A 26,373-nucleotide genomic window follows, 5' to 3' on the forward strand; every position below is an offset into this window, starting at 1 on the left:
CGGAGCTGCCCTCATGGGCCGAGCAGGGACACCGTAAAGTGGCACGGTCGCCCGCCGGGGCGCCGTACAGCAGAAGGGGGAGGGCGATCGGATGCCGCAGACCGAGACACCGGGCACCGAGGCGGTCCCGCGAACCCGGCTGCGCTGGTGGACCGAGCTGCCCCTGATCCTGCTGGTCTACGGCTGCTACTCGGCCGGCCGGCTCCTCGCGCGCGGTGACGTCGGCACCGCCGTCGACCACGGCCTGGCGATCCTGCGCTTCGAGAAGGCCCTGCACCTCAACGCCGAGCACCCGCTGAACCGGCTGTTCACGCGCGAGCCCTGGCTCGGGGTGCCCGCCGACTTCTGGTACGCCTCGCTGCACTACCTGGTCACCCCGGTCATCATGGTCTGGCTGTTCCGGACCCGCACCGAGCACTACCGGGCGGCTCGCACCTGGCTGATGACGTCCACGTTCATCGGCCTGATCGGCTTCACCCTGCTGCCGACCAGCCCGCCCCGCCTGCTCTCCGCCGGCCACGGCTTCGTGGACACGATGGCCCAGTACAGCTCGTACGGCTGGTGGGGCGGCGAGGCCAGCGCCCCGCGCGGCATGGGCGGCATGACCAACCAGTACGCGGCGATGCCGAGCCTGCACGTGGGCTGGGCGCTGTGGTGCGGGGTCATGCTGTGGCGGTACGGCGGCACCCGCCTGGCGAAGGTCCTCGGTGTTCTCTATCCGCTGCTGACCGCGATCGTGGTCATGGGCACCGCCAACCACTACTTCCTGGACGCGGCCGCGGGAGTCGCCGTGATGGGCGCCGGCCTGCTGCTGGCGCCGCGGGTGATGCGGGCCGTGGACCTGGTCCGCGTCCGGCTGTCCCGCGGCACCGCACCGGCCCCGCAGGGCACGGGTTCCCCGATTGTCAGTGCCGGGTGCCAGACTTCGGCGGGTGAGCGAATTCCACGGCAGCGCGAGTCCCGGCCCGACCCCGCGGCCGCACCGGACGCCTCCCCCAGCGACGCGGGCGAAGGGACTCCGACACCGGCTCGCTGAGCTGCGCGGTCCCGACGTACCGGCCAGAGCCCTGGACGCCCGTGCCCTCGCCGCGCTCGCCGCGAACCCGGGGTGCGCCCGGCGTGCGGTCCTGGACGGCGCCGGGGTGGACAAGGCCCGGCTGGCGACGGCGCTCGGCGCGCCGTCGGGTTTCGGTCAGTCGCAGTTCGCGCTGACCCGGGGCAACGCGTTCGAGGCGCGGGTGAAGGCGGACGGCGGCGCGGAGCTGCTGCGGCTGGTGCACGCCCGGCTCGACCCGGGCGCCGAACCGCCCGCCGGGGCGGCCGTACCCGACCTGAGCGCGCACGGCCCCGAAGGGCGTACGGCCCGTACGGCGCTGGCGCTGCGCGAGGCCGCGCGGGCCGGCGGCTGGACGCTGCTGGACCATCCGATGCTCGCCCTGGACGTGGCGGGTTCGCCGGCCTTCCTGGAGCCGGACGCGGTGGTGGTGCACCCGGACGGCGGCTGGTCGGTGGTGGAGATCAAGTCCTTCCCGATGGTGGACGGTTCCGCGGACCCGGCGAAGGTGGGCGCGGCGGCCCGGCAGGCGGCGGTGTACGTGCTCGCCCTGGAGGAGGTCGCGGCGCAACTGGATCCCGCCCCGCGCGTGCGGCACCGGGTGCTGCTGGTGTGCCCGAAGGACTTCTCGAACCTGCCCGCCGGTTGTGCCGTCGACATCCGCAAGCAGCGTGCCGTCACGGCTCGCCAGCTGGCCCGGCTGACCCGCATCGAGGACCTCGCCGGCGCGCTGCCCGAGGGCACGTGCTTCGCGCCCGACCGGCCCGCCGAGGAGCTGACGGCGGCCGTGGAGGCGGTACCCGCGGCGTACGCGCCCGAGTGCCTGTCCACCTGCGAGCTGGCCTTCCACTGCCGGGACCGGGCCCGCGCGGCCGACGCGGTCACCCGTCTCGGCCGGCCCCTGCGGGCCGAACTGGGCGGCCTGGCCACGGTCGGGGAGGTGCTGGCCGCCGCCCGCGGCGAGAGCGGCGACCCGGACGACCCCGCGGTGGCCGCCCTGCGCAGGGCCGCGGCCCTGCGCGCGGAGGCGCTGGCGATGGCCGCGGAGGTGTCCGCGTGTCCCTGATCACCACCCTCGCCCGGCTGGAGGCCGTCGGCAGCGGCCGGGCGCAGCCCGCGGCGACCGTCCGGCACCGGCATCTCTCCGACCGCCCCCTGGTGTTCGTGCCGCTCACCACGGCCGGTGAGACCGGCGCCCCGCTCGGCGCGCTGGTCGGCACCGACCGGGACGCGCCCCGCCTGCTGGTCGTGCCGCAGCCCCGCGACCGCGATCTGCGCTTCACGTTCCTGGCCGAGCTGGCCGACGTCGTCCTGCCGTACATCGACGCGTACGCCCGGTCGGTGGAGGAGGCCGAGCGCACCGAGACCGACCCGGAGACCGGCAAGCGGGTCAAGGTGGCGGCCGAGCTGTGCGCGGACGCGCCCCAGCTGATCGTGCCGAGCCGCACCGGCCTGGACCTCGTCCGGCTGCTGGGCCGCTCGATGCGGTTCCGGCGCACCGCCGAGCAGGACCCGGACGCGCCCTATCCGGCGCCGCCCCGGGTGCCGCTGCTCGGCCGCTGGCTCACCCACTACGGCGAGCGGGCCCGGGTCCCCGGCTCCTCGCTGCTGCTCGCCCTGACCGAGGTGCTGTCCCGGCACTGGGCGACCGGGCAGTCCGGCCTGGAGGACCAGCACCTGGGCGCGCTGCTCGCCTGGATCGACCCCCCTGAGGGCCTGACCGGCGCCGAGGCCGCCCGCCGGGCCGAACTCGCCCGGGACGCCGACGGGCAGCTGCTGTGCCCGCCGGCCGGCCCCGCCACCGACCCGGCGTTCGACAACAGGCTGCTGGCCCCGGCGATCGAGCGCTACGACCGCGCGCGGACCGCGCTGGCCGCCGCCGAGGACCCGCTGGAGGCCGACGGCCGGCTGGCCGCGCTCACCCGGGCCGAGCGGGAGGTCCGCGACCTGGTCGAAAGCCGTACCCGGCCCACCTGGGACGCGGTGTGGCGGGGCCTGGACCTGCTGCGGACGCTGCCGGCCGGCGCGCATGTGGAGGGGCGCTGGACCCGGGACCGCTGGTCGTTCACCGCGCACCGGGACCGGGTGCTGGCCGGGGAGCCCCCGCAGCCGCGCCGGGACGACGCGGTGACGGCGGCGAACAAGCTGGCCACGCGCGAGCGGGAGCAGGCCCGGCTGGAGGCGCAGGAGGCGCTGGACGATCCGCTGGTGATGGCGGGGCGGCGGCTGGCCGGGGAGGCGTTCGCGGGCGAGGTGACCGAGGTCGCGATGGCGTACAGCGAGGGCAGACGGCCGAGTCCGCGCCCGCTGGTGACGGTCCGCACGCAGGACCGGCCGCATCTCGCGGCGCGGGCGCGGGTGTTCCGCTCGCTGGGCGGCAAGCCGCAGTCGGCGGAGTTCGTGGGCGAGGAGGCCGAGGGCGTGTTCGTCCTGCGGATCCTGGACCGGATGGGCCGGGGGAAGGAGCCCGAGCCGGGGTCGGTGCCGGAGAAGGGCGACCGGGTCTGCTTCACGCTGTTCGAGCACGAGCAGCGCGGTGGCGCGAAGCTGCCCGACCCGGAGGAGACGCCCTGGACGCACGGCGGCCCGCCGGGTGAACCGGCGCCGGAGGCCCCCGATCCCGTGACTCAGGAGGATGTGCTGTGACGACCGTCGACTTCGACCCCGGAGCCGAGGCCGGCCGCGCCACCGACGCGATCCTCGACGACACGCTGCACGGTGACCGGCGGGGCGTGGTGGTGGACTCGCCGCCGGGCGCCGGCAAGTCGACCCTGGTGGTCCGCGCGGCCCTGGAACTCGCCGACGCGGGCCGCCCGCTGATGGTGGTGGCGCAGACCAACGCCCAGGTGGACGACCTGGTGCTGCGGCTCGCCGAGAAGAACGCCGAGCTGCCCGTCGGCCGGCTGCACAGCAGCGACACCGACGCGTACGACAAGGCGCTGGACGCGCTGCCGCAGGTCCGTACGTCGGCGAAGGCGGCCGAGCTGCACGGCCTGCCGGTCGTGCTGTCCACCGCCGCGAAGTGGGCGCATGTGAAGGTGGACGAGCCGTGGCCGCACGCGATCGTGGACGAGGCGTACCAGATGCGCTCGGACTCCCTGCTCGCCGTGGCCGGCCTGTTCGAGCGGGCGCTGTTCGTGGGCGACCCGGGGCAGTTGGACCCCTTCTCCATCGTCGGCAGCGAGCAGTGGGCGGGCCTGTCGTACGACCCCTCGGCCTCCGCGGTCAGCACGCTGCTGGCCCACAACCCGGACCTCCCCCAGCACCGCCTCCCGGTCTCCTGGCGCCTCCCGGCCTCGGCGGCCCCCCTGGTCTCCACGGCCTTCTACCCCTACACCCCCTTCCGCAGCGGCACGTCCCACGGCGACCGCCGGCTGACCTTCGCCGTCCCCTCCGACGGCTCCGGCCCGGACCGGGTGATCGACGAGGCCGCGGAGTCCGGCTGGGGCCTGCTGGAGCTGCCCGCCCGGCACACCCCGCGCACGGACCCGGAGGCGGTGCGGGCGGTCGCGGCGGTCGTCCGGCGCCTGCTGGAGCGGGGTGGCGCGGCGGTCTCGGAGCGCGCACCGGAGCCGGCGCCCCTCACGGCGGACCGGATCGCCGTCGGTACCGCCCACCGCGACCAGGCGGCGGCGGTCCGCGCGGCCCTGGCCGACGTCGGCGTGCCGGACGTCACCGTCGACACCGCGAACCGTCTCCAGGGCCGCGAGTACGACGTCACGGTCGTCCTGCACCCGCTCTCCGGCCGCCCCGACGCCACCGCGTTCCACCTGGAGACCGGCCGCCTGTGCGTCCTGGCCTCCCGCCACCGCCACGCCTGCATCATGATCTGCCGAGCCGGCGTGACCGACCTCCTGGACGACTACCCCGCCACGGAACCGGTCCAGCTGGGCACCCTGGTGAAGTTCCCGGACGGCTGGGAGGCGAACCACGCGGTCCTCTCCCATCTGGCGGAACACCGGGTGGTCTGGCGCCCCTGACCGCCCCCCGGAATAACCGGGGAGTCCCTCCTGTTTTCGGCGGGGCAGGTTGTGGTCGGGACAGGAGGGTCAGGTCGTGGTGGCAGACGAGGCAGGGGAGATCCGGGGGACCGGGCGCGGCAGTGCCCCCGTTCCCCTCTCCGTACTGGATCTGGTGACCGTCGGCGCGGGCAGTACGGCGACGGACGCGCTGCGTACCAGTGTCGCGCTGGCCCGGCTCGCGGAGGCCCGTGGGTTCCACCGGTACTGGGTGGCCGAGCACCACTCCATGCCCGGCGTGGCCTCCTCCTCGCCCGCCGTGATCCTCGCGCACCTCGCCGCCCACACGGAGCGCATCCGGCTCGGCTCGGGCGGTGTCATGCTGCCCAACCACGCCCCGCTGGTGATCGCGGAGCAGTTCGGCACGCTGGAGGCGATGGCGCCGGGGCGGATCGACCTGGGTCTGGGCCGGGCGCCGGGCACGGACGGGGCGACCGCCGCCGCCCTGCGCCGCAGCGACACCCTGAACGAGGGCGCCGACGACTTCCCGGAGCAGCTCGCGGAGCTGACCCGGTTCCTGGACGACAGCTTCCCGGACGGGCACCCGTACGGCCGTATCCACGCGATCCCCGGCCCCGTGCAGGGCACCGCCCCCGGCGGCGTCCAGTCCCCGCACCGTCCGCCGATCTGGCTGCTCGGCTCCTCGGGCTTCAGTGCCCGGCTGGCCGGCATGCTGGGCCTGCCGTTCGCCTTCGCGCACCACTTCTCGGCGCGGAACACCCTCCCGGCGCTGGACCTGTACCGGCAGACCTTCCGGCCCTCCGCCGTGCTGGCCGAGCCGTACGCCCTCATCGGTGTCTCCGCGATCGCGACGGACGACGAGCGGGAGGCCCGTCGGCAGAGCCGCGCGGTGGCGCTGAACATGCTGCGGCTGCGCACCGGCCGCCCGGGCCTGTTCCCGGACCCCGAGGACGTGGAGAGTCACCGCTTCAGCCCGATGGAGGAGGAGTTCGTCGCCTCCTGGACGGCCAACATCGTGCACGGCACCGCCGACGAGGTCCGCGCCGGCCTGGACGATCTGCACAAGCGCACCGGCGCCGACGAGCTGATGCTCACCTCGCACGCGCACCGCGGCGAACTCCGGCTGCGCTCGTACGAGTTGATCGCGGACGCCTACGGGTTGCCGACCGCGTAGGTCTGTTCCCCCAGCAGCTCGGAGATACGATCCGGCGACACCGGGCGGGAGTACAGCCAGCCCTGCCCGGTGTCGCAGCCGATCCGGCGCAGTCGGGTGGCCTGCGCGGAGGTCTCCACGCACTCGGCGGTGACCGTCAGGCCGAGCCGGTGGGCGAGCTGGATCATCGCCTCCACGATGACCTCGTCGGCGGGGTTGGGGGCGACCGCCTTCTTGTCGCCCTCGTACTGGAAGCCGCGGACGAAGGAGCCGTCCAGCTTCAGCGTGGAGACCGGCAGCCGGCTCAGATAGGCGAGGTTGGAGTAGCCGGTGCCGAAGTCGTCGATGGCGATGCGCACACCCATGTCGCTCAGGGCCTGGAGCGCCTGGAGCGGGCGGCCCGCCGAGCCCATCACCGCGGACTCGGTGAGCTCCAGCTGGAGCAGGTGCGGGGCGAGCCCGGTCTCGGCGAGGACCTGGGCCACGTCGGCCACCAGGTCCGAGTCCCACACCTGCCGTACGGCGACGTTCACGCTGACGAAGATGGGCGGTTCGCCGGGGCGGTCCAGCTGCCAGCGGCGGGCCTGCCGGCAGGCGGTGGCGAGCGCCCAGCGACCGAGCTGCACGATCGAGCCGTCCTCCTCCGCCAATCCGATGAACCGATTCGGCGTCAAGGTGCCGAACTGCGGGTGATGCCAGCGGATGAGCGCCTCCACCCCGTTGAGACGGCCGTCCTCCATGGCGACCAGCGGCTGGTAGTCGAGGACGAACTCGCCGCGTTCGATGGCGGGCCGGAGCGTGGAGGACAGCGCCTGACGGGTCATCCGGTGGGCGTTGCGCTCGGGGTCGAACAGGGTCCAGCGGCCCTTGCCGTCGGCCTTCGCCCAGTACAGCGTCGTATCGGCGGCCTGCATCAGGCCCGTTGCCGTCGTACCGGCCGCGTGTCGTTCGACGACGCCGATGGATGCGGTCAACGACAGCCGCTGCCCGGCCAGGTCGAAGGGTTCCTCCAGCGCCTTCAGCGCGGACTCGGCGAGGTCGGCGAGTTGCTCGGTGCCGGTGGAGTCCTCCACGAGCAGCGCGAACTCGTCGCCGCCGAGCCGGGCCACCAGGGGCGTCGCGGCGCGGGCGTACCCGGCCTCGTCGGCGACCCGGGTGAGGCGTTCGGCCACGGCCGCCAGGAGCCGGTCGCCGACGCGGTGGCCGAGGGTGTCGTTGACGGCCTTGAAGCCGTCGAGGTCCAGGTAGCACAGGCCGATCCGGCCGGTGCCGCTCTGCTCGTAGGACTCCGCCTCCAGCGCGGCCGTCAGGCGCTCGAAGAACAGGGTGCGGTTGGGCAGCCGGGTCACCGGGTCGTGCATCTGCAAGTGCCGCAGCTGGGCCTGGAGTTCGCGGCGGGAGCTGATGTCGGCGACCGACATCAGGACGCCGGGCTCGCCGCCGGTCAGCGGGGCGATGGTGACCTGCACCCACACCGAGTGCCCCTCGGGGCGTTTGAGCCGGCGGGTGCAGCGCAGGCGGGCCTGCCGGCCGCGCAGCACCTCGCGGTAGGCGTGCCAGCTGCGGGCGTCGGAGGCCAGGTCCACCAGGTCGGCGGCGACCCGCCCGACGAGGGTGTCCGGGTCGGTGCCCAGCAGCTCGCCGAGGGCGGCGTTGGCGCTGGTGACGTAGCCCTCGGGGGCCACGACCGCCATGGCGAGCGGCGCGGTCGCGAAGACACGGTGGTAGGTGGTGTGGTGACTGTCTGTGACGGCTGACCGGTCGAGGTCTGCCGCGGGCGTCGGCCCTTCGGACGTTCCGCTCACCGCTCGCTCCCGCAGTGCACTCGATCTGTGTCCGTGCCTGTCCGTGCCGGAAAGTGTGCCGATCATAGAGGCTGGCCCCGGGCCCTTCCAGCCGATGTCCAGTCTCCCCGACCGACCACAGGTTCTGACAGATCGTTTCTGCCCGCACCTGGACGGGTTCTGGGGGCCCCCCGACCAGTTGTGACGTTCCGTGAGTGTTTCGGGGTGTCGGGCGCCGGGGCGCGCTGGCGTACGACGGGGGCGCGCTCACCCTTCTGGCGCAGGCAAACAGGGCAGAACGCGGTGAATACCAGCAATCTGGGTGCGGATCCCGCGAACCGCACCCGGAGGTCATGCCCGTGCCCAAGCTGCGCAGCACCGCCGCCGTGTTCACCACGATGTCGGCGCTCGCCGCGACCTCGATCTTCAGCGATCCGTCGGCCGCCGAGCCGTTCTCGACGGCACCCTGCGCGCTGCACCGCACCGAGGCCCACCACTCCGAGGGCGTGGACGGCTGGAACGCCGCCTACGCCCGGCCGACCGGCGCACTCGACGCCGTACTGGTGTTCCTGTCCTTCCCGGACTCCACCCCGCGGACCACCCCCGCCCAGTTGACCGCCGACCACTTCCCGGCCACCAGCCGCTTCTACGAGCGCGCGTCCTACGGCAAGTTCACGCTGCGCCCGCACCCGCTGAAGCACTGGCTGCGCATGCCGCGCCCGTCGACGTCGTACGCCATGCGGCGGGACTGGAGCGCCGAGGACCGGGCCGCCTATCTGCGGGACGCGTTCGCCGTGGCCGACAAGGAGGTCGACTTCTCGCGCTACCCGGTCGTGTACCTGGTCGCCGATCCGGACGCGCCCGGCGTCGACTCGGACGCCACGAAGGTGGTGAACCTCGAAACGCCCCTGCGTGTGGACGGTACGGACATCCGCCGGGTCGTCACGGTGTTCGAGCACCACCCGCCGGACCGGCTGGTGCTGGCCCACGAGACCGGGCATGTCTTCGACCTGCCCGACCTGTACCACCGCCCGGTCGACGGCAAGGGCGACTGGGACACCTACGTCGGCGACTGGGACCTGATGGGCAGCCAGTTCGGGCTGGCGCCGGACCTGTTCGGCTGGCACAAGTGGCGGCTCGGCTGGCTGGGCCCGCGCCAGGTGGTGTGCGTGCGCGGCGCCGCCCCGACCCGGCTCACCCTGGAGCCCCTCGCGGCCGGGCCGGGCGTCACGGTGGCGGGTGCGGGCGGCACCCCCGCCTTCGGGCTGGGCGACGGCGTCAAGCTGGCCGTCGTACGCACCGGCCCGGACAGCGCCCTGGCCTTCGAGGCGCGGGGCGCGGCCGGCAACGACCGGCTGGCCTGCCGGCAGGGAATCCTCGTCTACCGGGTGCGCGGGAGCGCCGAGTCCGGCGACGGGCCGGTCCAGGTGGTGGACGCCCATCCGGGCAGCGAGGCCTGCTGGGAGAACTCGGTCTACCCGCCGCTCGCCGACGCGCCGGTCTTCCTCGGGGAGAGCTTCACCGTGCCCGGGGAGGGCGTGCGGGTGGAGGCGGAGGGCCGGACGGCGTCGGGGGCGTGGACGGTGAAGATCACACCGGGGGTCGAGGGCTGAGGAGCCGGCGCCCCGGCTGCACGGGGCGCCGCGAGCGGCCGTAGGCGTATACGAAAACGGCGGGCCGGATTCTTTCGAACCGGACCCGCCGTTTCCTTCGCGTGCGCCGCCAGGGACTCGAACCCCGGACCCGCTGATTAAGAGTCAGCTGCTCTAACCAACTGAGCTAGCGGCGCCTGCTGACGTCGTAGACATTAGCATCCTGGTCGGCGGGAGGAAAAATCGAAATCCGTACCGCCGACCGGGCGGCGCGCACGGCCGCCCAGAGCAGCACCTCCGGGCCGGGCAGCCAGGGGTGCCGGGTGTCGGGGGCGACCAGCCAGCGGGCGGAGCCCGAGGTGTCGTCGCAGGTCAGGGGCGGCACGGTCACCGCGTCGCCGACGCCGTGGCACAGCAGCGGGGGCACCGCCCGGGCCCGCTGCGACCCCCACTCCTCCCAGCCCAGCAGCGAGGGCAGCCGCTGGGCCGTGCCCGGGGCCGCGAACAGCAGCATCCGGCCCCGGAACACCGCGACCGGGCCGGAGCCCGCGCCCTCGTCCCACAGCCGGTCCAGCATGCGGCGCCCGAACACCGCCGGGGCGCTCACCACGTCGAAGACGGTGCCGCAGGGCAGGACGACCGGAGCGTCCGGGCGCTCCTCCCACAGGGCGAGCGTGCTCCGCGCGTACGTTCCTGCCGAGGCGAGCCAGGCGACGCCGTCGGAGCTGACACGGGTGACGTTCGGTGCGCTGGTCATGTACCAGGTGTACCGGCTGTGAGCGGGCCGTTCTTCTGGGTTGCGGAAAACCGGGACACGGCGGGCGAGGAGGAGTATCTTGCCCGCCTGTCATATGCCGACCGGGTGTTACAGCGGGTCGGCGGGGGTGCGTCCGTCCGGGTCGCCGCGCATCAGGTCCCGGCCGAACTCGACCATCTTCTTCGCGTAGTCCTCGGTCCACTCGGCCCGCTCGGCGATGTCCGCCGGGGTCAGCCGGTCGAACCGGCGCGGGTCGGCGAGCTGGGCCGCCGCGATGGCCTGGAACTCCACCGCCCGGTCGGCGGCCGCGCGGAACGCCTGGGTCAGCTCCGTCGCCCGGGACAGCAGCGCCCGCGGATCCTCGATCGACTCCAGGTCGAAGAAGTGCTCCGGATCCCCGGCCGCCTCCGCGGGCTCGAAGAGCAGGGGCGCGGGGCGTAGCCGCGGTTCGTTCCGGCGCGGCGTGGGCTCCGCCATGTCTCGTCTCCTCCTCGTACGGTCACCGGCCCCGCCATCGGGTGGGCCACCGTCCATTGTCCCGCGCCCACGCAAGGGGACCTACGGCGAGGAGCGGACGGGGGCTACACCTGCACCAACGGCTCGCGGGTGAAGAGGCGGCCCAGGGCCGGCGCGTTCACCCGGCGGTCGGCGAGCCGCAGGGCCTCCCACACCGTGACCTGGTTGGCGGTGAGCACCGGCTTGGACAGGGCCTTCTCCAGCAGGCCGAGGTGCGCGGCGGTGTGCAGAGCGGTGTCCGGCAGCAGCACGGCCTCCGCGTCGGCGGTGTCGGCGGTGTCGGCGGTGTCGGCGGCGCGGGCCAGCGTGAGCACCTCCTCCTCGCCCCAGGCGCCGGCCTCCGCCGCCGCGCCGACGCCCGAGGAGCGCAGCCCGGTCACCTCCAGGCCGCCGGCCCGCAGGAAGTCGGCGAACAGGGCGGTGACCTCCTCCGGATAGGTGGCGCCGACGGCGACCCGCCGGACGCCGATCTCCCGGGCCGCGTGCACGAAGGCGAACGACGTCGAGGAGGCCGGCATCCCCGCCAGCCGGGCCAGGGTCCGCACCTGTTCCTGCGCGCCCTGCCAGCCGTGCACGAAGCCGCCGCTGGTGCACGCCCACACCACCGTCTCGGCGCCGGCCAGCCGCAGCTCCTCCACACCCCGGGCGAGCCGGTCGGCGGAGCCCATGCCGCGCAGCGCGTCCACCCGGTGCGTGCCCTCGCCGGCCTCGGTGTGGCTCAGCTCCACCCGGATGTCGCTGCCCAGGAGCTGCTCGATGCGTGCATAGTCGTCCTCGGCGAAGTGGCCCGGGTAGAGGAATCCGAGTGCGGTCATGTCCAGCCTTCCTGCTGTTCTGCGGGGCAGTACGGGCCGTGCCGGGGCAGGGTCCCACGCTCCGGGTACCCCGTCGGCGCCGGGCCGCACCGGCCTCACCCCGGCAGGCGGGGCGCAACCGGTCGTGGGCGGGGCCGTGTTGACGAAGGGGGGTGCGGGTGCGAGCGTGGTCCATCCGCGCATGTCAGACGCCGGGAGCCGCCGAGCATGACGCCGACCGTCCCCACCGTGCTGGTCCTCGACGCCGACCCGCCGCCCCGGCTCGGCCGGCTCGCCGGGCGCGCCCGGATCGTGCACACGGACGCGGCGCGCCTGGCCGAGCGGCTGCCCGCAGCGGACGTGCTGCTGGTGTGGGACTTCACCTCGCACGCGGTGCGCGAGGCCTGGCCCGGCGGCGGGCCGCGGCCGCGCTGGGTGCACACGGCGAGCGCGGGCGTGGACCATCTGATGTGCCCGGAGCTGGCCGCGTCGGACACGGTGGTGACCAACGCGCGCGGGATCTTCGACCAGCCGATCGCCGAGTACGTGGCGGCCCTGGTGCTGGCGGTCGCCAAGGACCTGCCGCGCACGCTGGAGTACCAGCGGGAGCGGACCTGGCGGCACCGGGAGACCCGGCGGGTGGCGGGCACACGCGCGTGCGTGGTCGGTTCGGGCCCGATCGGCCGGGCGGTCGCCCGCGCGCTGAAGGCCCTGGGCGTGACCACGGCGCTGGTCGGGCGGGTGCCGCGGACGGGCGTGTACGGCCCGGACGACCTGGACCGGCTGGTCTCCCGCGCGGACTGGGTGATCGCGGCGGCCCCGCTGACCGAGCAGACGTACCGCATGTTCGACGCCCGCCGGTTCGGCGTGATGCAGCCCTCGGCGTTCTTCGTGAACGTCGGCCGGGGCGGGCTGGTCGACGAGGAGGCCCTCGCCCGGGCGCTGACCCGGCGCTGGATCGCGGGCGCGGCACTGGACGTGTTCGCCGCCGAACCGCTGCCCGCGGACAGCGCGCTGTGGGAGCTGCCGGGACTGATCGTGTCCCCGCACATGAGCGGCGACACGGTCGGCTGGCGTGACGAACTCGGCGCGCAGTTCGTGGACTTGTACGAGCGGTGGGCGGCGGGCAGGACCCTGCAGAACGTGGTCGACAAGACGCGCGGTTACGTGCCCGGGCACTGAAGGCCCGCGGTACCCGCGGAAGAAAACAGGGCGCATAGCCTGATCGCGCTTGGGTAGCCGCGCCGCCATGGCTCCACCACTTGGCAACGACGCACACACGGTCCGGCCGGAACCCAGACACACCCGGCGCTCGGTGCTCGCGGGCCTCGCCGCGTTCGGCGCGCTGGGCGCGGCGGGCTGCACCCGGGTGGCGTCGGCGTCCGGCAAGGGCGGCGGGGACCTCCTGGAGCGGCTGCGCGCGCAGGGCGTCGTACGGCTCGGGATCGCGGGTGAGATCCCCTTCGGGTACATCGACAGGAACGGCCGGCTGACCGGGGAGGCGCCCGAGCTGGCGCGGGCGGTCTTCAAGCGGCTCGGTGTGGACCGGGTGCAGCCGGTGCCGACCGAGTTCGGCTCGCTGATCCCGGGGCTGCAGTCGCAGCAGTTCGACGTGGTGGCCGCGGGGATGTACGTCACCCCGGACCGCTGCGAGCAGGTGATCTTCGCGGACCCGGACTACCGGATGCCGGACGCCTTCATCGTCCCCAAGGGCAACCCGCTGGGCCTGCGCACCTACGCGGACGCGCTGCACCGGCACGCCAAGGTGGCCACCGGCACCGGGTACGCGCAGATCCAGCACGCGGTGGAGGCGGGCTACCGGGAGAACGACCTCGTCATCGTGCCGGACCAGGTCGCGGGGCTGAACGCGGTGGAGTCCGGGCGGGTCGACCTGTTCGCGGCCACCGCCGTCACCGCCCGGCTCGTCGCCCGGGGCTCCGCCAAGGCCGAGTCGACCAAGCCGTTCGTGGCGCTGGTCGACGGCAGACCGAAGGTGGACGGCGGGGCGTTCGCGTTCCGGCCGGCCGAGACCCGGCTCCGGGACGCCTTCAACGCCGAGCTGCACAGGCTGCGCCGCAGCGGGGAGCTGTACCGGATCATGCGGCCCTTCGGTTTCACCAGGGCCGAGATGACGACGCTGACCGCGAAGGAGCTGTGCGGCCGATGACTGCGGGACTCTGGGGGCTCGTCCTCCACGGCATGGCCACCACGCTGCAGTTGCTGGTGTACAGCGCGCTGCTCGCCCTCGTGGTCTCCTTCGTCGCCGGTGCCGCGCGCACCCACCGCTCGCGCCTCGTCCGCTTCCTCGCGGCCTGCTACACCGAGGTGTTCCGCGGTATCTCGGCGCTGGTGATGATCTTCTGGGTGTTCTTCGTGCTGCCGGTCGCCTTCGGCTGGCAGCTGGTGCCGATGTGGGCCGGCACGCTCGCGCTGGGCCTGACCTACGGCGCGTACGGCGCGGAGATCGTGCGCGGCGCCCTGGCCGCGGTGGACCCGGCCCAGCGGGAGGGCGGGATCGCGCTCGGCTTCTCGCCCTTCCAGCGGCTGCGGCTGGTCCTGCTGCCGCAGGCGGTGCCGGAGATGATCCCGTCGTTCTCCAACCTGCTGGTGGAGCTGCTCAAGGGCACCGCGCTGGTGTCCATCACGGGCATGGGCGACCTGGCGTTCAGCGGCAACCTGGTGCGCCTGGCGCTCCAGCAGAGCGGCCCGATCTACTCGTACCTGCTGCTGATCTATTTCGTGATCGCGTTCCTGCTGACCCGCGGGATGCGGGTGCTGGAGCGCCGGCTGAAGGCGGAGGTGGCCCGATGAGCTGGGACTGGGGGGCGGTCGCCGACTTCCTGCCGTACTTCGCCAAGGGACTGGTCGTCACCCTGGAGGCACTTGCCCTGGGGTCGCTGATCTCGTTCGCGCTGGGCCTGCTGTGGACGCTGCTGCTGCGCACGCCGACCCGGTGGGTGCGCTGGCCGGTGGCGGCCTTCACGGAGTTCGTGCGGGACACCCCGCTGCTGGTGCAGCTGTTCTTCCTGTTCTACGTGCTGCCGGAGGCGGGTGTGACCCTGTCCCCGCTGATCACCGGGGTCCTCGGGCTCGGGCTGCACTACTCGACGTACACGATGCAGGTCTACCGGGCCGGTATCGAGGCGGTGCCGCCGGGCCAGTGGGAGGCCGCGACGGCGCTCAGCCTGCCGGTGCGCCGCACCTGGACGGCGGTGATCCTGCCGCAGGCGGTCCGCCGGGTGGTGCCGCCGCTCGGCAACTACGTCATCTCGATGCTGAAGGACACGCCGATGCTGATGACGATCGGCGTGCTGGAGATGCTGGGCCGGGCGCGGCTCGTCTCGCAGCAGCACTTCCAGTTCACCGAGCCCCTGACGGTGATCGGGGTCGCCTTCGTCGTCGTCTCGTACCTGGCCTCCCTTTGTCTGCGCACCCTGGAGCGACGCCTTGTCCGTTGAGACCAGCAAGCAGCCGGCGCCGACCGGCACCCCGCCGACCGAGCTGATACGTCTGGAGGGCGTGACCAAGCGGTTCGGGGACAACACCGTCCTCGACGGCCTGGACCTGTCCGTGGACGCGGGCCGGCACGTCACCCTGATCGGCCCCTCCGGCTCCGGCAAGACCACGATCCTGAGACTGCTGATGACCCTCGCGAAGCCGGACGAGGGCACGATCACCGTGGACGGGCAGCGGCTGTTCCCGGCGCCGGAGAAGCAGGTCCGGGAGGTCCGCAAGAAGATCGGGATGGTGTTCCAGCAGTTCAACCTGTTCCCGAACATGTCGGTGCTGCGCAATCTCACCGAGGCGCCGGTGCGGGTGCTCGGCCTGTCGAAGGACGAGGCCGAGGCGCGGGCCCGGGAGCTGCTGGACCTGGTGGGCCTGGCCGACAAGTGCGACCAGAAGCCGACCCGGCTCTCCGGCGGGCAGCAGCAGCGGGTGGCGATCGCCCGGGCGCTGGCGATGCGGCCGCGGGTGCTGCTGCTGGACGAGGTGACCTCCGCGCTCGACCCCGAACTGGTCGCGGGCGTGCTGGACCTGCTCCGGGACATCGCGCGCAGCACCGACATCACGATGCTGTGCGTGACCCACGAGATGGGGTTCGCCCGGGACATCTCCGACCAGGTGCTGATGTTCGACGGGGGCCGGGTGATCGAGACCGGGCCGCCGGAGAAGATCTTCGGCGATCCGGAGCAGCAGCGGACGCGGGAGTTCGTCAGCGCGGTCCTGTGAGGGACGCGGCGTGCGGGACGGCCGGGATCCGCGGTACGGGACGGCCCGGGATCCGCGCACTGTCCCATGACACTGGCATATGCCAGCGGATCTCCGCCCCGGTCGGGGATCCGGGCACGCCCGGACCATCTCGTCAACACCCTCTCGGTCGCGGCCGCTTCACGGCTATCGTGGGGACGATCCACCGACCCGGATCGTGGCCGAGGGGGAGCGACATGAGGATCGAGCCGACCGCCCCGTACCACTCCGCCCAGGACGCGCTGCGCGTGCTGGAGGCCGTGGCCCGGCACTCCGCCGGCGTCACCGACACCGAGCTGGCCCGCCGCACCGGCCTCGGCGCCGAGCGGCTCACCGCCCTGCTGCGGATGCTGCGCCGCGAGGGCTACGTCGAGCAGATCACCGACGGCGCGTACGTCACGGGCGACACCCTGCGCCGGCTCACCTCGGCGCACGACCGGGAGCGGGCCCTGCGCGACAAGCTCCAGCGCACCCTGGACCGGCTGCGCGACTCGGTCGGCGCGGCGGTCTACCTCAGCCGGTACCTCGACGGCGAGGTCCGCGTCACCCAGTACGCGGCCGGGCCGGCCACCCCGGCGGTCAACGAGTGGGTGGACTTCCGCTGCTCCGCCCACGCCACCGCCGTCGGCAAGAGCCTGCTGACCCAGCTGGACCACAACGCCCGCCGCGACCACCTCTCCCGGTACAGGATGGCCCGCCTGACCTCGCGGACGATCACCAGCGACAAGCTGCTGCTGTCCCGGCTGGAGTCGCAGCCGCCCACGGTGCCGGTCCTCGACCTCCAGGAGTACGCGGTCGGCACGGTGTGCGCGGCGGTGCCGCTCACCGCGGGTTCCTCGGTGGGCTGCCTGGCCGTGTCGCTGCCGCTGGAGCACGCGCACCGGCTGAAGCAGGCGGCGGAGACCCTGAACCGCAGCGCGGCCCCGGTGGTCCTGTCGCTCACGCTGTAGGTCCGGCCGTGGTCACGAGCACCCCTGGGGACCAGGTAGTATTTTCCTCGTCGCCGGCCACGGAAGGAAAAATCGAGGCAGGCGGGAGTCATGCGCCGCTAGCTCAGTTGGTTAGAGCAGCTGACTCTTAATCAGCGGGTCCGGGGTTCGAGTCCCTGGCGGCGCACGTGATCGAAGGGCCCCTCGCGGAAGCGGGGGGCCCTTCGGCGTCCTCGGCGGTCAGGCGCCGGTACGACTCCTCCCCCGGCGGCCGCCACCACACCGGGTCGGCGCACGCGTGGCCCTCCCGGCGCAGGCGGCCCCGCTCGATCTTGTTCGTCGCCGTCACCGGCATCCGCTCCACCACCCGCACGAACCGGGGCGCCATCTTCGTGCCGAGATCCGGCTGGGCCCGCAGGAACGCCGTGAACCCGGCCGGGTCGAAGGTGCCGGCGAGCGTCGCCATCACCTGGTCCCCGGTGACCGGGTCCGGCACCCCGTACACGGCGACGGCGACCGCCCCCGGGTACCGGGCCAGGATGTTCTCGATCACCGCCGCGGCCAGGTTCTCCCCGTCGACGCGGATCCGGTCGTCGGTGCGGCCGGCGAAGTACAGGTAGCCGGCGCCGTCCCGGTAGAAGAGGTCGCCCGTCCAGTATCCGTCCGCCCGGCGCCGGTCCGCCTCGGCGGCCGGGTTGCGCCAGTAGCCCTCGAACGGGTTCGGGCCCCGGTTGACCAGCTCGCCTATGGCCTCCTCCCCGTTGAGCAGCCGGCCGGCGCCGTCGAACACGGCCGGCGGGCACTCCCGCCCGGTGGCGGGGTCCAGCACCACCAGGCCGGGCCCGGCCGGCCCCACCGCGCCCGCCGGGGTGCCGGGCGCCCAGCGGATCGCCGCCCCGCCCTCCGAGGAGCCGTACCCCTCCACCAGCCGTACCCCGAAGCGCCGTTCGAAGGCCGCCGCGTCCACCGCGCCCGCCTCGGTGCCGAAGCCGAGCCGCAGCCGGTGCTCGCGGTCGTCGGGCCGGGGCGCGGTGGCCAGGAGGTACTGGATGGCGCGGCCGACGTAGGTGAAGTAGGTCGCGCGGTGACGGCGGACGTCGGGCAGGAACCCGGAGGCCGAGAAGCGCCGGCGCAGCGCCACTCCGGCGCCGGCGGCCAGCGCGGGCGCCCAGTCCGCGATCACCGCGTTGCCGTGGAACATCGGCATGCAGACGTAGTGCACGTCGTCCGCGCCCACGCCGAACTGCCCGGCCAGGGCGTGTCCGGCCGCGGCCAGCCGGCCCTGGGAGCAGATCGCCGCCTTGGGGGCGCCGGTGGAGCCGGAGGTGAAGTACAGCAGCAGCCGGTCCGTCGGGCGGCCCCGGGAGGGGTCGGGCACGGCTGCGGCGTAGGGCGCGAGCAGGTCCGCGTACTCCGGGGTGTCGGTGACCAGGAGCCGCACGCCGGGCAGGTCGAGCCCGGTGAGCAGCGGCAGGTGGGTCCGCTCGGTGACCAGCAGCCCGCACTCGGTGTGCCGGATGTCCCGGGCCAGTTCGGGGCCGCGCCGGGTGGGGTTGATCCCGGCCACGGCCGCACCGGCGAGGGCGGCGGCGCCGAGCCAGAGCGGGAACTCCTCGGTGTTGTCGAGCAGCACCCCGACGTGCGGTACGGCACCGGGCGGGAGCAGGTCGGCCAGCAGCGCGGCCCGGGCGGCGGCGCCGGCTGCCACCTGGTGGTGGGTCAGCTCCCGGTCCTCGCACCACAGCCCCGGCCGGTGGTCACCCCAGCGTGCCGCGACCAGCGCGGCGACCGTCGTCGGCTCCATGGCGGCGCACGGTAGCCGACGGTGCGTCAGATGGGGAGGGTCACGGCATCATGCCGCCGGACTCGGAGAACATCATGTGGGCCACGGCCATGAAGCCGACGCAGAAGGCGCCGGCCACGCCGAGGAAGACCAGTCCGGCGCCGGTGCCGGCGGCGAGTCTGCCGCGGGCCGGGGGCAGCGCGGTGGCGCGCTGGGGAAGCTCCGGCAGGTAGCGCACGGTCACGAGGTCGCCCTCCAGGACGGTGGCGGGGCCGTTCTCCTCCTCGAAGCGGACCGTGCGGCCCTCGCGGGTGGTGAACTCGTAGACGTGGTGCACGGTCGTGCGCACGGAGGTGTCCCCGCCGCCCCCGCTGGTCGTCGTGAACATCCGCAGGCAGCGCGCCTCGGCGGTCAGGCCGTGCGTCCAGGTCCTGCTGATCCGCCGGGCACGGCGGACCGTCAGGTACGCGGCGGACACGATGCCCGCGAGCATGAGGGCCGGAACGGCGTAGAAGAGCGACTCGAACATGAGGTTCCCCCGAGGAAGTTCCACCGCTTCGGGAATCGAGCGGTGTGGCGGGAACCTATCGGGCGCGTGGGGCGCCCGGCCTCAAGGGAACCTCAGTTTCCGTCCCGTACCGCGGCGGGGATCAGAAGGTGACGTCCGAGCAGGCGTAGAACGCGTTGCCCGTGTCGGCGATCGTCCACACCGCGAGGATGACGTGGTGTCCGCTCAGGCCGCTCGGCAGCGTGCCGCTGTGGCTGAGGGTGGCCGGCGGGCGCTGGCCGTTGTAGGGCACCGTCAGGAACGGGGTGAGGTTGAGGTCCGAGCGGGTGAGGTTGTGGTCCTGGTTCCAGCCCTGCTTGGTGACGTAGTACCGGAAGTCCGTCGTGGCGTGCATGGCGGTGAACTGCCAGCGGAAGGTGTACGACTGGCCGCCCGTCACCCTGGTGGTGGGCCAGGCCGCGCCGTACGGCGTCCTCGGCGAGCTGAGCGGGGCGAACTGGCTCAGGCCGCCGTTGCAGATCTGGCCGTCGGCGGGGCCGGCGGCCGGGAAGCCCTTGGGGCCCTCGACGCTCTGCGGCTCCCACTGGATCTGGCCGCAGCCGGTGACGGTGCCGTTCTGACAGAGCTTCTGCCTGCTGATGGGGAGGTCGGTGTAGCCGTGCCCGCTGGCACCGCCGGTGGAGAGCGCGAACGCTCCGGCGGTGACCGCGCCCAGCACGACCGCGGACAACTTGGTCTTGGTGCGCATGCTGCCGCTCCTGGGGAACGTGGGGAGTTCGGTGAGCCGTGCAGATCAGGTCTAGACCAAGTCTCAGATTATGGCCGTTAGTTGAACATGTCCATACCAATCGCGGACCCGTTGCGCGGCCACCCCTACACCGGCTCCCCGCGCCCCGAGCAGAACGCCACCGTCAGGTCGCGGACCAGCACCTTGCGCTCGTAGTCGTCCAGTTCGACCAGCCCGCGCACGGTCAGCCGGGTCACCGTGTCCTCCACCGAGTCCACCACCGAGCTGAGCATGCTGGCCCGCTGCCGGGCGTCCAGCGCGGCGATCCGGCGCCGGTGCATCGCGGCGGCCACCTCGGGGGCGTAGTCCACCCGGACCGGCTGCACCGAGAACACCTCCACGCCGACCGGTGCCGTCTCCGTCGCCACCAGCCGGGTCAGCGCGTCCCCGGCCGCCGTCGTCCCGCCCCGGGCGCCACCCGCCTGCTCCACCGGCACCCGGGCCAGCGCCGCCTCCACGCACTCGCGCAGATAGGTCTCGTGGTCGTCGATGCCGAGCAGGGCCCGCGCGGTGTCCCGCACCCGCCACACCACCAGCACCACCACCCGCAGCGCCACCCCGTCCGGGTCCGTCGCCGGCATCGCCTCGCTGCGCCAGTGCCGCAACCGCACGTCCACCCGGCGGCGCAGCACCAGCGGGTTCACCCACAGCAGCCCGGTGCGCCGGACCGTCCCCCGGTACCGTCCGAACAGGCCCAGCACCCAGGCCCGTCCGGCCCGTCCCCGGGCCAGCCCGCCGAAGCCGAACGCCCCGAGCATCCCGGCCCCGGCGTACGCGGCCCAGTGCGCGGGACCGAGACCGGCGCCCGTGCCCGCCGGCAGCCGCAGCGCCCCGGTGGCCAGCGGCGGGAGCAGCCCCGCCCACCAGGTGGTGGCCAGGCAGCCGGTGACCCCGCAGACCCCGGCGAGCACCCCGGCCGCGCCGGGCAGCACCCGCGCCGGGCGTTCGGCCAGCTCCGGGTCGGTCTCCGGCAGCGGGCGCCTGCGCACCGGCACCGGGCGGCGCAGGCGCGGCTGTTCGCCGGTGCCCTGCCGGCGGGCCACCACGGCGGGGCGCAGCGGCACCTTCACCGGGTCGGGGTCGTCCCGGAAGAGCAGATGGACGGGGATCTCGGTGGTCGCCTCGTTCTGGATCAGGCGGGCCGGCCGGGTGCCGGGGCCGGCGGCCACGCCGTCCGACTGCCCCTCGGATTCGGGCGGCGTGTGGGATGCGGTCGTACTCATGCGTGCTCCAGCCTCCGCGCCAGACGCGTCATGAACAGGAAGGAAAGGGGGGTTGGGGGGTGGCCGGTCAGGCGAACAGGCGGCGCCAGGTCTCCGGGCCGGGGTAGCCGTCCGCCGCACCGCCGCGCCAGCCCTGGGCGCGCTGGAAGGCCTCGACGGCCCGCCGGTCCGCCTCGCCCCAGTGCGGGCCGGGACCGCGGTCGTAGAACCGGCCGAATCCCTTCTTCACCAGCTGGGCGCCGAGCCGGGTGATGAAGTCGTTGCTGCGGCCCGGCCGGAAGTACTGCCGGCCGGGATAGCCGGGGACCCCGTGCGAGGCGGGTCCGGCGGCCGTGACGTCCCGGCCCCGGCCGGTGGCCAGCAGTTCCCAGGTGCGCCGGCCGGGGATCCCGTCGGCGTCGTCGCCCGTCCAGCCCTGGGCCCGCTGGAACGCCTGGGTGGCGCGCCGGTCGGCCTCGCCCCAGACCGGCCCCGGGCCCTGGGCGTAGTAAGCGCGGGCCCCCCGGGCGATCAGCAGCTCGCCGAGCTGGGTGACGTACGCGTTGTCGGCGCCGGGGCCGAAGAAGGCCGCGCCCGGGTAGGCCGCCACCGCCTTCCCGGCGGCCGCCGGCCCGCCGCCGGGCAGGGACTTGGTCAGGCCCTTGTAGCGGTAGGGGACGTACTTGCCGGCGTTGCTCCAGTAGGGGTAGGGGGTGGTCTGGCGGCGGGTGTGCGGGGGCGTCTGCTCGTAGGCCGTGTAGTAGGTGTGCGTGTAGTCCGTCCAGCCGCCGAAGATCACGACGTGGGAGCCCTTCTCGGGGTTGTCGGAGTTGTGGTACAGCAGGATGTCGCCGGGTTGCAGCTCCCCCTTGGTGATCTTGACCCCGAAGGAGCCGAGACTGCCGGTCCACTCGTTGTCCGGCAGCCCCCAGGCCATGGAGACATAGCCGGAGCAGTCCTGCCGGTAACCGTCGGACCAGAAGGCGTACATGCTGTACGGCACCTTGGCGGTGACCCAGACCTTGGCCCGGTTGATGATCGCGGTGCGGGTGGTGGCGGGGAGCGGGGCGGTCGCGGGCCCCGCGGGCTTGCCCGCCGGGCCGTGCAGCGGGGCCTTGGCGCCCTGCGGGGTGTCGGGTGCGCCGTCGCCGGGCAGGGCCTGGCGGTGCGGGGAGTGGTCGGGGGTGAGGGCGGCGGCCGGCGGGGCCGTGCCGACGGCGGCGGACGCGGCGGCGACGACCACCGCCGCGCGGGCCGCCGGGTGGCCACGGCCGGGCAGGGGGCGGGGGGCCGGCCGCCGGCGGGCACAGCCGGGGCAGTCGCAGTCGCTCGCCGGGTCGATGTCCTCGAACACGGGAGCGGCCATGCGATCTGCCTCACATTCGGGGGTGGTTTGTCCGCGAGTGTGCACGTTGATCAGTTTCCCAACTGGGTACGGAACGCGCATTTTGACGGTCCGAATGATGTACGCGGGGGTACGCGGCCCGGCGGACGGCCGCCCCGCCCGTTCCCGGTGGTCGGGAGCACCCCTGGAGGTCGGGTAGAGTTTTCCCGTCAGCAGGCGCCGCTAGCTCAGTTGGTTAGAGCAGCTGACTCTTAATCAGCGGGTCCGGGGTTCGAGTCCCTGGCGGCGCACCGACCGGAAGGCCCCTCGCTCAGGCGGGGGGCCTTTCGCATGCCCTCGCGCGTGTGTCCTCCGCCCGAATGGCCGGATGCCGTCTCGCCATGGCAGCCCGGGACCTTCAGGAGCGGATCAAGAAGCTGATCGTGGACCAGCGGCTGCCCTCGGGCACCCCGCTGCCCACCGAGCCGGAGCTGATGCGGCTGCTCGGGGCGAGCCGCAACTCGGTGCGGGAGGCGACCGCGGTGGTCGTGGCCAAGGGGTGACAACGGGTGAGGGGGCTCTGGGCCGGGGTCAGCCGGTGGTGCCGGTGAGGTAGGCCGAGACGACCACGTTGGCCGTGTAGGTGCCCGACGCGCGGTCGAAGGTGCCGCCGCAGGTGATCAGGCGGAGTTCGGCGCGGCCGGGGACGCGGGGGCCGTAGGCCTGCTGGGCGTCGAAGCCGACGCGGGGCAGTACGCGGACGTCGTCGACGGTGAACTCGGCGACCTTGCCGTCCGCGCGGAACACCCGCACCCTCCCGCCGGGCTTGAGACTGCTGAGCCGGTAGAAGACGGCCGGCCGGGTCGCGGTGTCGACGTGGCCCACCAGCAGGGCCGCGCCCGCCGCGCCGGGCCGGGGACCGGCGCCGTACCAGCCGACGACGCCCGCCTGGTCGTACGGCGGCGGATCCACCGCGCCACGGGCGTCCAGACCGCGGGCCACCACCGGGGCCTGGACGCCCAGCTGGGGGATGTCGACGCGCTGCGGCACCGCGCCGGCCACGGGTCGCGCCGCGCGCGGCAGCCCGACGCCGAGGACGTCACCGGTGGCCGGCCCGTCCGCGCGCCCGGGTACGTCGGTCACCGAGCGGCCCCACAGCCACAGCCCCAACAGCAGCAGCGCCCAGGCCAGGCAGGTGACGAGCCGCCCGGTGCCGGTGCCGCGCCCGTCGTCGGACATGGCCGGCTCAGCGGGGACCGTGGCTCCGGCGGGCGCGCAGCCCGACGGCGACCGCGGCGATCCCGGCGAGCGCGAGGCCGGTCACCCCCTGCACGGTGTCGGGTCCGGAGCCGCTGGTGGCCACCGTGGCGAAGTGCGCGGTGCCGCCGCCGCCCGCGGGGACCGGCGCGATGGGCGAGGCGCTGCCGGCGGAGGGCTCGACGGGCTCTGCCGGCCGGCCGGTGCCGCCCGCCTCCGTGACCGTGATCGTGCCGGTGCGCACGGCGCCGGCGCAGCTGACCTTCACGGTGTAGGCGCCGGGCGTCAGGGCGGAGCGGACCCGGGTCTCGCCGGTCAGACTGCCCTGGGCACCGGTCAGCCGGGCGTCGGTGACGAAGGCCGACGAGGCGGCGGTGCCCTGCTCACCGGTGCAGCCGCTGACCCGCAGGGTGATGTCGTCGCCCGGCGCCGGGACGGCGGGGGTGACGCTGACCGCGCCGCCGTCCGCCGCGTGGGCCACCGGGACGACCGCCGCCGACGCGGCCGCGACGAGCAGTCCCGTACAGAGAGTGAGGCGTAGTGAGCCCATCGTGAACCTCCAGTACCTGGAGACTCCCCCGGACCGGGCGCCCCCGCATCCTCGGAAGGCGCCCGGTTGCTCCGAACGGGTGAGGCCTGGTTTCGGCCGGGCGGGCTCGGCGGGAGCCGGCTCAGACCAGGTCGACCAGGTCCGCGATGGAGTCGACGGTCTGCGAGGGCCGGAAGGGGTAGCGGTCCACGTCGTCCGGCTGGGTCACCCCGCTCAGCACCAGGAACGTGCGCATCCCGGCCTCCAGGCCCGCGAGGACGTCGGTGTCCATGCGGTCGCCGATCATCGCGGAGGTCTCGGAGTGGGCGCCGATCGCGTTCAGCCCGGCCCGCATCATCAGCGGGTTCGGCTTGCCGACGAAGTACGGCTTCTTGCCGGTCGCCGCGGTGATCAGGGCGGCGACCGAGCCGGTGGCGGGCAGGTCGCCCTCGGTGGACGGCCCGACGTTGTCGGGGTTGGTCGCGATGAACCGGGCGCCGTTGTTGATGAGCCGGACGGCCTTGGTCAGGGCCTCGAAGGAGTACGTGCGGGTCTCGCCGAGGATCACGAAGTCGGGGTCGTGGTCGGTGAGGATGTAGCCGATGTCGTGCAGGGCGGTGGTCAGGCCGGCCTCGCCGATGACGTAGGCGCTGCCGCCGGGGCGCTGGTCGTTCAGGAACTGGGCGGTGGCCAGCGCCGACGTCCAGATGTTCTCCACCGGCACGTCCAGGCCCATCCGGCGCAGCCGGGCGTGCAGGTCACGGGCGGTGTAGATCGAGTTGTTGGTGAGCACCAGGAAGGGCCGGCCGGACTCCCGCAGCTTCTTCAGGAAGGCGTCGGAGCCGGGGATCGGCACCCCCTCGTGGATCAGGACGCCGTCCATGTCGGTGAGCCATGACTCGATGGGCTTGCGGTCTGCCATGTTGTGCGTCTCCTGGCGTACGTACGGTCGGGAAGCGGGGGCGCCGGAACCACGGCGTACCGACGCCCCCAGCCTAGCCAGGAGGGATCGGTCCCGACCCGGCCGTACGGGGATCAGGGCCGGACCGGGTTCAGCGGCGGCCGCGCAGCAGCAGGACCGCACCGGCGCCCACGCCGAACAGGGCGGCCAGGGCGGCGAGGAGGCCGTGGGCGAGGCCCGGCCCGGTACGGGCCAGCTCGCGCACCCGCTCGCCCGCGTCCTCGGCGTCCCGGGCGAGCGCGAGGGAGGAGTCGCCGTCCGGGGCGCCGGTGCGGGAGGCGGTGGGCGCCGCGGTGACCGACGGGGCGGGGGCGGACGAGTCGGTACGGGAGGGGGCGGTACCGGACGCGGTGGGCACGCCCTCGGTCTGCTGGGCGGTGCCGGTCTCCCGCACACCACCGGTCCCATCCCCCGTCTCCTGCGTGTCCCCCGTCTCCCGGGGGTCCGGCTCCCCCTCCCGGGCGATCCCGAAGCGGTACGTGTTGGACTCCCCGACCCAGTCCCCGTCCTGGCCTCGCCGCTGTACGACGGCCGCGTTGACGGTGACCCGGTCGGCCACGGCGTCGGAGGGGAGCGCCAGCCGGACCCGGACGCTGACGGTCCCGCCCGGCGGCACGGTGAACCCGGCGAACCCGGTGGCGTCCAGCACCCCGACGAGTTCCTGCTCGTCGGTGGTCTCGAAGGACACCGGCCGGGGCGTGGAGCCGTCGTAGAAGTCCAGTTGGGGCTGGTCCGGCCGCAGGGAGCGCTGGTCGGCGACGAGGATAACGACCGGGTGGACGCCGGCGCAGGTCCGGCGGGTGGTGTTGGTGAGGTCGATGTACCAGGTGCCGTACCCGCCGCCGGCCTCGTAGGAGCCGGGGCCGCCCCGGATGCGGGTGGCCAGCGGGAAGGTCCGCGTGTCGGGGGCGGCGCAGGAGGGGGGCGGCGCCGTGTCGGCGTGGGCGGTGCCCGGCGACAGGGGGACGAGCACGGGGACGACGGCTGCGGTGGCGACGGCTGCGGCGCGACGGAGGAACGGGGACGGGGGCGTGCACGGTCGCATGAACACATGACCATGCCGGGTGGTGCGGGAGACGGGGGACGCCGCGCCGGGGGCGGGAACGAAGTCTGCTCGATCAGCGGAGTGGTGGACCGACGGGGCGGGGGCCTACTGAGACGGGGGCCACCCTGAGCGGGCGTTCACCGGGGCGGGGGTCTGCTGGGGCGGGGTCC

At 74.1% G+C, this 26,373-nt stretch carries 24 protein-coding genes, 3 tRNA genes and 2 pseudogenes; 15 read left to right on the forward strand and 14 right to left on the reverse strand.

All coding sequences use genetic code 11. The annotated features are described in order from the left end of the window. Nucleotides 1–91: 91 nt before the first annotated feature. The 5 genes from ACZ3ZD_RS15115 to ACZ3ZD_RS15135 all read left to right on the forward strand — a co-directional run bounded on the left by ACZ3ZD_RS15115 (nucleotide 92) and on the right by ACZ3ZD_RS15135 (nucleotide 6,208). Nucleotides 92–1,036, forward strand: a complete 945-nt coding sequence (locus ACZ3ZD_RS15115; RefSeq protein ID WP_467396831.1) for a phosphatase PAP2 family protein — start codon at nucleotides 92–94, stop codon at nucleotides 1,034–1,036. Next, complete coding sequence (locus ACZ3ZD_RS15120; protein ID WP_467396833.1) at nucleotides 933–2,120, forward strand: hypothetical protein; 1,188 nt, start codon at nucleotides 933–935, stop codon at nucleotides 2,118–2,120. Before ACZ3ZD_RS15115 ends, ACZ3ZD_RS15120 begins: the two co-directional genes overlap by 104 nt. Continuing rightward, nucleotides 2,111–3,700 carry a hypothetical protein gene (locus tag ACZ3ZD_RS15125; RefSeq protein WP_467396835.1) on the forward strand — a complete coding sequence of 530 codons (1,590 nt, stop codon included), beginning with the start codon at nucleotides 2,111–2,113 and terminating at the stop codon, nucleotides 3,698–3,700. Before ACZ3ZD_RS15120 ends, ACZ3ZD_RS15125 begins: the two co-directional genes overlap by 10 nt. After that, on the forward strand, nucleotides 3,697–5,034 hold the full coding sequence (locus tag ACZ3ZD_RS15130; protein WP_467396837.1) for an AAA domain-containing protein: 1,338 nt from the start codon (nucleotides 3,697–3,699) through the stop codon (nucleotides 5,032–5,034). The genes ACZ3ZD_RS15125 and ACZ3ZD_RS15130 overlap by 4 nt, the downstream gene beginning before the upstream one ends. A gap of 76 nt (nucleotides 5,035–5,110) precedes the next feature. Continuing rightward, entirely contained in the window at nucleotides 5,111–6,208 is a 1,098-nt protein-coding gene (locus ACZ3ZD_RS15135; RefSeq protein WP_467396839.1) for an LLM class flavin-dependent oxidoreductase, read from the forward strand. On the opposite strand, the gene ACZ3ZD_RS15140 is transcribed toward ACZ3ZD_RS15135, so the two are convergent. Then, nucleotides 6,187–7,992: a putative bifunctional diguanylate cyclase/phosphodiesterase gene (locus ACZ3ZD_RS15140; RefSeq protein ID WP_467396841.1), complete on the reverse strand. Its 1,806-nt coding sequence runs from the start codon at nucleotides 7,990–7,992 to the stop codon at nucleotides 6,187–6,189. The genes ACZ3ZD_RS15135 and ACZ3ZD_RS15140 overlap by 22 nt on opposite strands. A 332-nt stretch (nucleotides 7,993–8,324) precedes the next feature. On the opposite strand from ACZ3ZD_RS15140, the gene ACZ3ZD_RS15145 reads away from it, so the two are divergent. Then, nucleotides 8,325–9,584, forward strand: a complete 1,260-nt coding sequence (locus ACZ3ZD_RS15145; RefSeq protein WP_467396843.1) for a M6 family metalloprotease domain-containing protein — start codon at nucleotides 8,325–8,327, stop codon at nucleotides 9,582–9,584. 102 nt (nucleotides 9,585–9,686) lie between these two features. On the opposite strand, the gene ACZ3ZD_RS15150 is transcribed toward ACZ3ZD_RS15145, so the two are convergent. The 4 genes from ACZ3ZD_RS15150 to ACZ3ZD_RS15165 all read right to left on the reverse strand — a co-directional run bounded on the left by ACZ3ZD_RS15150 (nucleotide 9,687) and on the right by ACZ3ZD_RS15165 (nucleotide 11,651). After that, nucleotides 9,687–9,760: transfer RNA gene (locus tag ACZ3ZD_RS15150), tRNA-Lys, on the reverse strand. After that, nucleotides 9,751–10,398, reverse strand: coding sequence for a bifunctional DNA primase/polymerase (locus tag ACZ3ZD_RS15155; protein ID WP_467397201.1), 648 nt, complete (start codon nucleotides 10,396–10,398; stop codon nucleotides 9,751–9,753). Before ACZ3ZD_RS15155 ends, ACZ3ZD_RS15150 begins: the two co-directional genes overlap by 10 nt. 30 nt (nucleotides 10,399–10,428) lie before the next feature. Then, nucleotides 10,429–10,797, reverse strand: coding sequence for a hypothetical protein (locus ACZ3ZD_RS15160; RefSeq protein ID WP_467396845.1), 369 nt, complete (start codon nucleotides 10,795–10,797; stop codon nucleotides 10,429–10,431). Between the two features lie 104 nt (nucleotides 10,798–10,901). Continuing rightward, nucleotides 10,902–11,651, reverse strand: a complete 750-nt coding sequence (locus ACZ3ZD_RS15165; protein ID WP_467396847.1) for a maleate cis-trans isomerase family protein — start codon at nucleotides 11,649–11,651, stop codon at nucleotides 10,902–10,904. A 207-nt stretch (nucleotides 11,652–11,858) separates the two neighbouring features. Here ACZ3ZD_RS15165 and ACZ3ZD_RS15170 point away from each other — a divergent pair, with 207 nt between their 5' ends. The 7 genes from ACZ3ZD_RS15170 to ACZ3ZD_RS15200 all read left to right on the forward strand — a co-directional run bounded on the left by ACZ3ZD_RS15170 (nucleotide 11,859) and on the right by ACZ3ZD_RS15200 (nucleotide 16,994). Further along, a complete protein-coding gene (locus ACZ3ZD_RS15170) occupies nucleotides 11,859–12,812 on the forward strand; it encodes a D-2-hydroxyacid dehydrogenase (protein WP_467396849.1) in 954 nt (317 codons plus the stop codon). Nucleotides 12,813–12,879: 67 nt separating this feature from the next. After that, nucleotides 12,880–13,797, forward strand: coding sequence for an ectoine/hydroxyectoine ABC transporter substrate-binding protein EhuB (ehuB, locus tag ACZ3ZD_RS15175; RefSeq protein WP_467396851.1), 918 nt, complete (start codon nucleotides 12,880–12,882; stop codon nucleotides 13,795–13,797). Then, nucleotides 13,794–14,441 (forward strand): ectoine/hydroxyectoine ABC transporter permease subunit EhuC, encoded by a 648-nt coding sequence (ehuC, locus tag ACZ3ZD_RS15180; RefSeq protein WP_467396854.1) that lies wholly within the window; start codon nucleotides 13,794–13,796, stop codon nucleotides 14,439–14,441. The genes ehuB and ehuC overlap by 4 nt, the downstream gene beginning before the upstream one ends. Further along, entirely contained in the window at nucleotides 14,438–15,088 is a 651-nt protein-coding gene (ehuD, locus tag ACZ3ZD_RS15185) for an ectoine/hydroxyectoine ABC transporter permease subunit EhuD (protein WP_467396856.1), read from the forward strand. Before ehuC ends, ehuD begins: the two co-directional genes overlap by 4 nt. Next, nucleotides 15,078–15,860: an ectoine/hydroxyectoine ABC transporter ATP-binding protein EhuA gene (gene ehuA / locus ACZ3ZD_RS15190; RefSeq protein WP_467396858.1), complete on the forward strand. Its 783-nt coding sequence runs from the start codon at nucleotides 15,078–15,080 to the stop codon at nucleotides 15,858–15,860. The genes ehuD and ehuA overlap by 11 nt, the downstream gene beginning before the upstream one ends. A gap of 215 nt (nucleotides 15,861–16,075) precedes the next feature. Beyond that, nucleotides 16,076–16,828: an IclR family transcriptional regulator gene (locus tag ACZ3ZD_RS15195; RefSeq protein ID WP_467396861.1), complete on the forward strand. Its 753-nt coding sequence runs from the start codon at nucleotides 16,076–16,078 to the stop codon at nucleotides 16,826–16,828. 92 nt (nucleotides 16,829–16,920) lie between these two features. After that, nucleotides 16,921–16,994: transfer RNA gene (locus tag ACZ3ZD_RS15200), tRNA-Lys, on the forward strand. Here ACZ3ZD_RS15200 and ACZ3ZD_RS15205 read toward each other — a convergent pair. The 5 genes and pseudogenes from ACZ3ZD_RS15205 to ACZ3ZD_RS15225 form a co-directional block, all read right to left on the reverse strand. Beyond that, a pseudogene (locus ACZ3ZD_RS15205) lies at nucleotides 16,960–18,611 on the reverse strand (AMP-binding protein). The gene ACZ3ZD_RS15200 and the pseudogene ACZ3ZD_RS15205 sit on opposite strands and share 35 nt — an antisense overlap. Before the next feature lie 40 nt (nucleotides 18,612–18,651). Beyond that, on the reverse strand, nucleotides 18,652–19,119 hold the full coding sequence (locus ACZ3ZD_RS15210) for a DUF3592 domain-containing protein (RefSeq protein WP_467396863.1): 468 nt from the start codon (nucleotides 19,117–19,119) through the stop codon (nucleotides 18,652–18,654). Nucleotides 19,120–19,240: 121 nt separating this feature from the next. After that, nucleotides 19,241–19,846 (reverse strand): lytic polysaccharide monooxygenase auxiliary activity family 9 protein, encoded by a 606-nt coding sequence (locus ACZ3ZD_RS15215; RefSeq protein WP_467396865.1) that lies wholly within the window; start codon nucleotides 19,844–19,846, stop codon nucleotides 19,241–19,243. Nucleotides 19,847–19,971: 125 nt separating this feature from the next. Further along, nucleotides 19,972–21,108 carry an SPFH domain-containing protein gene (locus tag ACZ3ZD_RS15220; RefSeq protein WP_467396868.1) on the reverse strand — a complete coding sequence of 379 codons (1,137 nt, stop codon included), beginning with the start codon at nucleotides 21,106–21,108 and terminating at the stop codon, nucleotides 19,972–19,974. Between the two features lie 67 nt (nucleotides 21,109–21,175). After that, nucleotides 21,176–22,453 carry a peptidoglycan-binding protein gene (locus tag ACZ3ZD_RS15225; RefSeq protein WP_467396870.1) on the reverse strand — a complete coding sequence of 426 codons (1,278 nt, stop codon included), beginning with the start codon at nucleotides 22,451–22,453 and terminating at the stop codon, nucleotides 21,176–21,178. 195 nt (nucleotides 22,454–22,648) lie between these two features. Between ACZ3ZD_RS15225 and ACZ3ZD_RS15230 the strand changes: the two genes are divergently transcribed. Together ACZ3ZD_RS15230 and ACZ3ZD_RS15235 are read left to right on the forward strand one after the other, a co-directional pair. Beyond that, a tRNA-Lys gene (locus ACZ3ZD_RS15230) sits at nucleotides 22,649–22,722 on the forward strand. Nucleotides 22,723–22,812: 90 nt separating this feature from the next. Further along, nucleotides 22,813–22,971 (forward strand): annotated as a pseudogene (locus ACZ3ZD_RS15235) (GntR family transcriptional regulator); the annotation flags it as partial. 31 nt (nucleotides 22,972–23,002) lie between these two features. On the opposite strand, the gene ACZ3ZD_RS15240 reads toward ACZ3ZD_RS15235, so the two are convergent. The 4 genes from ACZ3ZD_RS15240 to ACZ3ZD_RS15255 all read right to left on the reverse strand — a co-directional run bounded on the left by ACZ3ZD_RS15240 (nucleotide 23,003) and on the right by ACZ3ZD_RS15255 (nucleotide 26,203). Beyond that, a complete protein-coding gene (locus ACZ3ZD_RS15240; protein WP_467396872.1) occupies nucleotides 23,003–23,650 on the reverse strand; it encodes a class F sortase in 648 nt (215 codons plus the stop codon). Between the two features lie 7 nt (nucleotides 23,651–23,657). Continuing rightward, nucleotides 23,658–24,218, reverse strand: a complete 561-nt coding sequence (locus ACZ3ZD_RS15245; RefSeq protein WP_467396874.1) for a hypothetical protein — start codon at nucleotides 24,216–24,218, stop codon at nucleotides 23,658–23,660. A gap of 121 nt (nucleotides 24,219–24,339) precedes the next feature. After that, a complete protein-coding gene (locus tag ACZ3ZD_RS15250; RefSeq protein ID WP_467396876.1) occupies nucleotides 24,340–25,119 on the reverse strand; it encodes an HAD-IIA family hydrolase in 780 nt (259 codons plus the stop codon). 130 nt (nucleotides 25,120–25,249) lie between these two features. Continuing rightward, a complete protein-coding gene (locus ACZ3ZD_RS15255; RefSeq protein ID WP_467396878.1) occupies nucleotides 25,250–26,203 on the reverse strand; it encodes a hypothetical protein in 954 nt (317 codons plus the stop codon). Nucleotides 26,204–26,373 lie beyond the last annotated feature (170 nt).

It is taken from the genome of Streptomyces sp. NPDC023481, from assembly GCF_055560195.1.

Coding starts and splice junctions, on each gene's coding strand:
- ACZ3ZD_RS15115 (WP_467396831.1), top strand. CDS start 92: ATGCCGCAGACCGAGACACCGGGCACCGAGGCGGTCCCGCGAACCCGG.
- ACZ3ZD_RS15145 (WP_467396843.1), top strand. CDS start 8,325: ATGCCCGTGCCCAAGCTGCGCAGCACCGCCGCCGTGTTCACCACGATG.
- ACZ3ZD_RS15160 (WP_467396845.1), bottom strand. CDS start 10,797: ATGGCGGAGCCCACGCCGCGCCGGAACGAACCGCGGCTACGCCCCGCG.
- ACZ3ZD_RS15165 (WP_467396847.1), bottom strand. CDS start 11,651: ATGACCGCACTCGGATTCCTCTACCCGGGCCACTTCGCCGAGGACGAC.
- ACZ3ZD_RS15170 (WP_467396849.1), top strand. CDS start 11,859: ATGACGCCGACCGTCCCCACCGTGCTGGTCCTCGACGCCGACCCGCCG.
- ehuB (WP_467396851.1), top strand. CDS start 12,880: ATGGCTCCACCACTTGGCAACGACGCACACACGGTCCGGCCGGAACCC.
- ehuC (WP_467396854.1), top strand. CDS start 13,794: ATGACTGCGGGACTCTGGGGGCTCGTCCTCCACGGCATGGCCACCACG.
- ehuD (WP_467396856.1), top strand. CDS start 14,438: ATGAGCTGGGACTGGGGGGCGGTCGCCGACTTCCTGCCGTACTTCGCC.
- ACZ3ZD_RS15195 (WP_467396861.1), top strand. CDS start 16,076: ATGAGGATCGAGCCGACCGCCCCGTACCACTCCGCCCAGGACGCGCTG.
- ACZ3ZD_RS15210 (WP_467396863.1), bottom strand. CDS start 19,119: ATGTTCGAGTCGCTCTTCTACGCCGTTCCGGCCCTCATGCTCGCGGGC.
- ACZ3ZD_RS15215 (WP_467396865.1), bottom strand. CDS start 19,846: ATGCGCACCAAGACCAAGTTGTCCGCGGTCGTGCTGGGCGCGGTCACC.
- ACZ3ZD_RS15220 (WP_467396868.1), bottom strand. CDS start 21,108: ATGAGTACGACCGCATCCCACACGCCGCCCGAATCCGAGGGGCAGTCG.
- ACZ3ZD_RS15225 (WP_467396870.1), bottom strand. CDS start 22,453: ATGGCCGCTCCCGTGTTCGAGGACATCGACCCGGCGAGCGACTGCGAC.
- ACZ3ZD_RS15240 (WP_467396872.1), bottom strand. CDS start 23,650: ATGTCCGACGACGGGCGCGGCACCGGCACCGGGCGGCTCGTCACCTGC.
- ACZ3ZD_RS15245 (WP_467396874.1), bottom strand. CDS start 24,218: ATGGGCTCACTACGCCTCACTCTCTGTACGGGACTGCTCGTCGCGGCC.
- ACZ3ZD_RS15250 (WP_467396876.1), bottom strand. CDS start 25,119: ATGGCAGACCGCAAGCCCATCGAGTCATGGCTCACCGACATGGACGGC.
- ACZ3ZD_RS15255 (WP_467396878.1), bottom strand. CDS start 26,203: ATGCGACCGTGCACGCCCCCGTCCCCGTTCCTCCGTCGCGCCGCAGCC.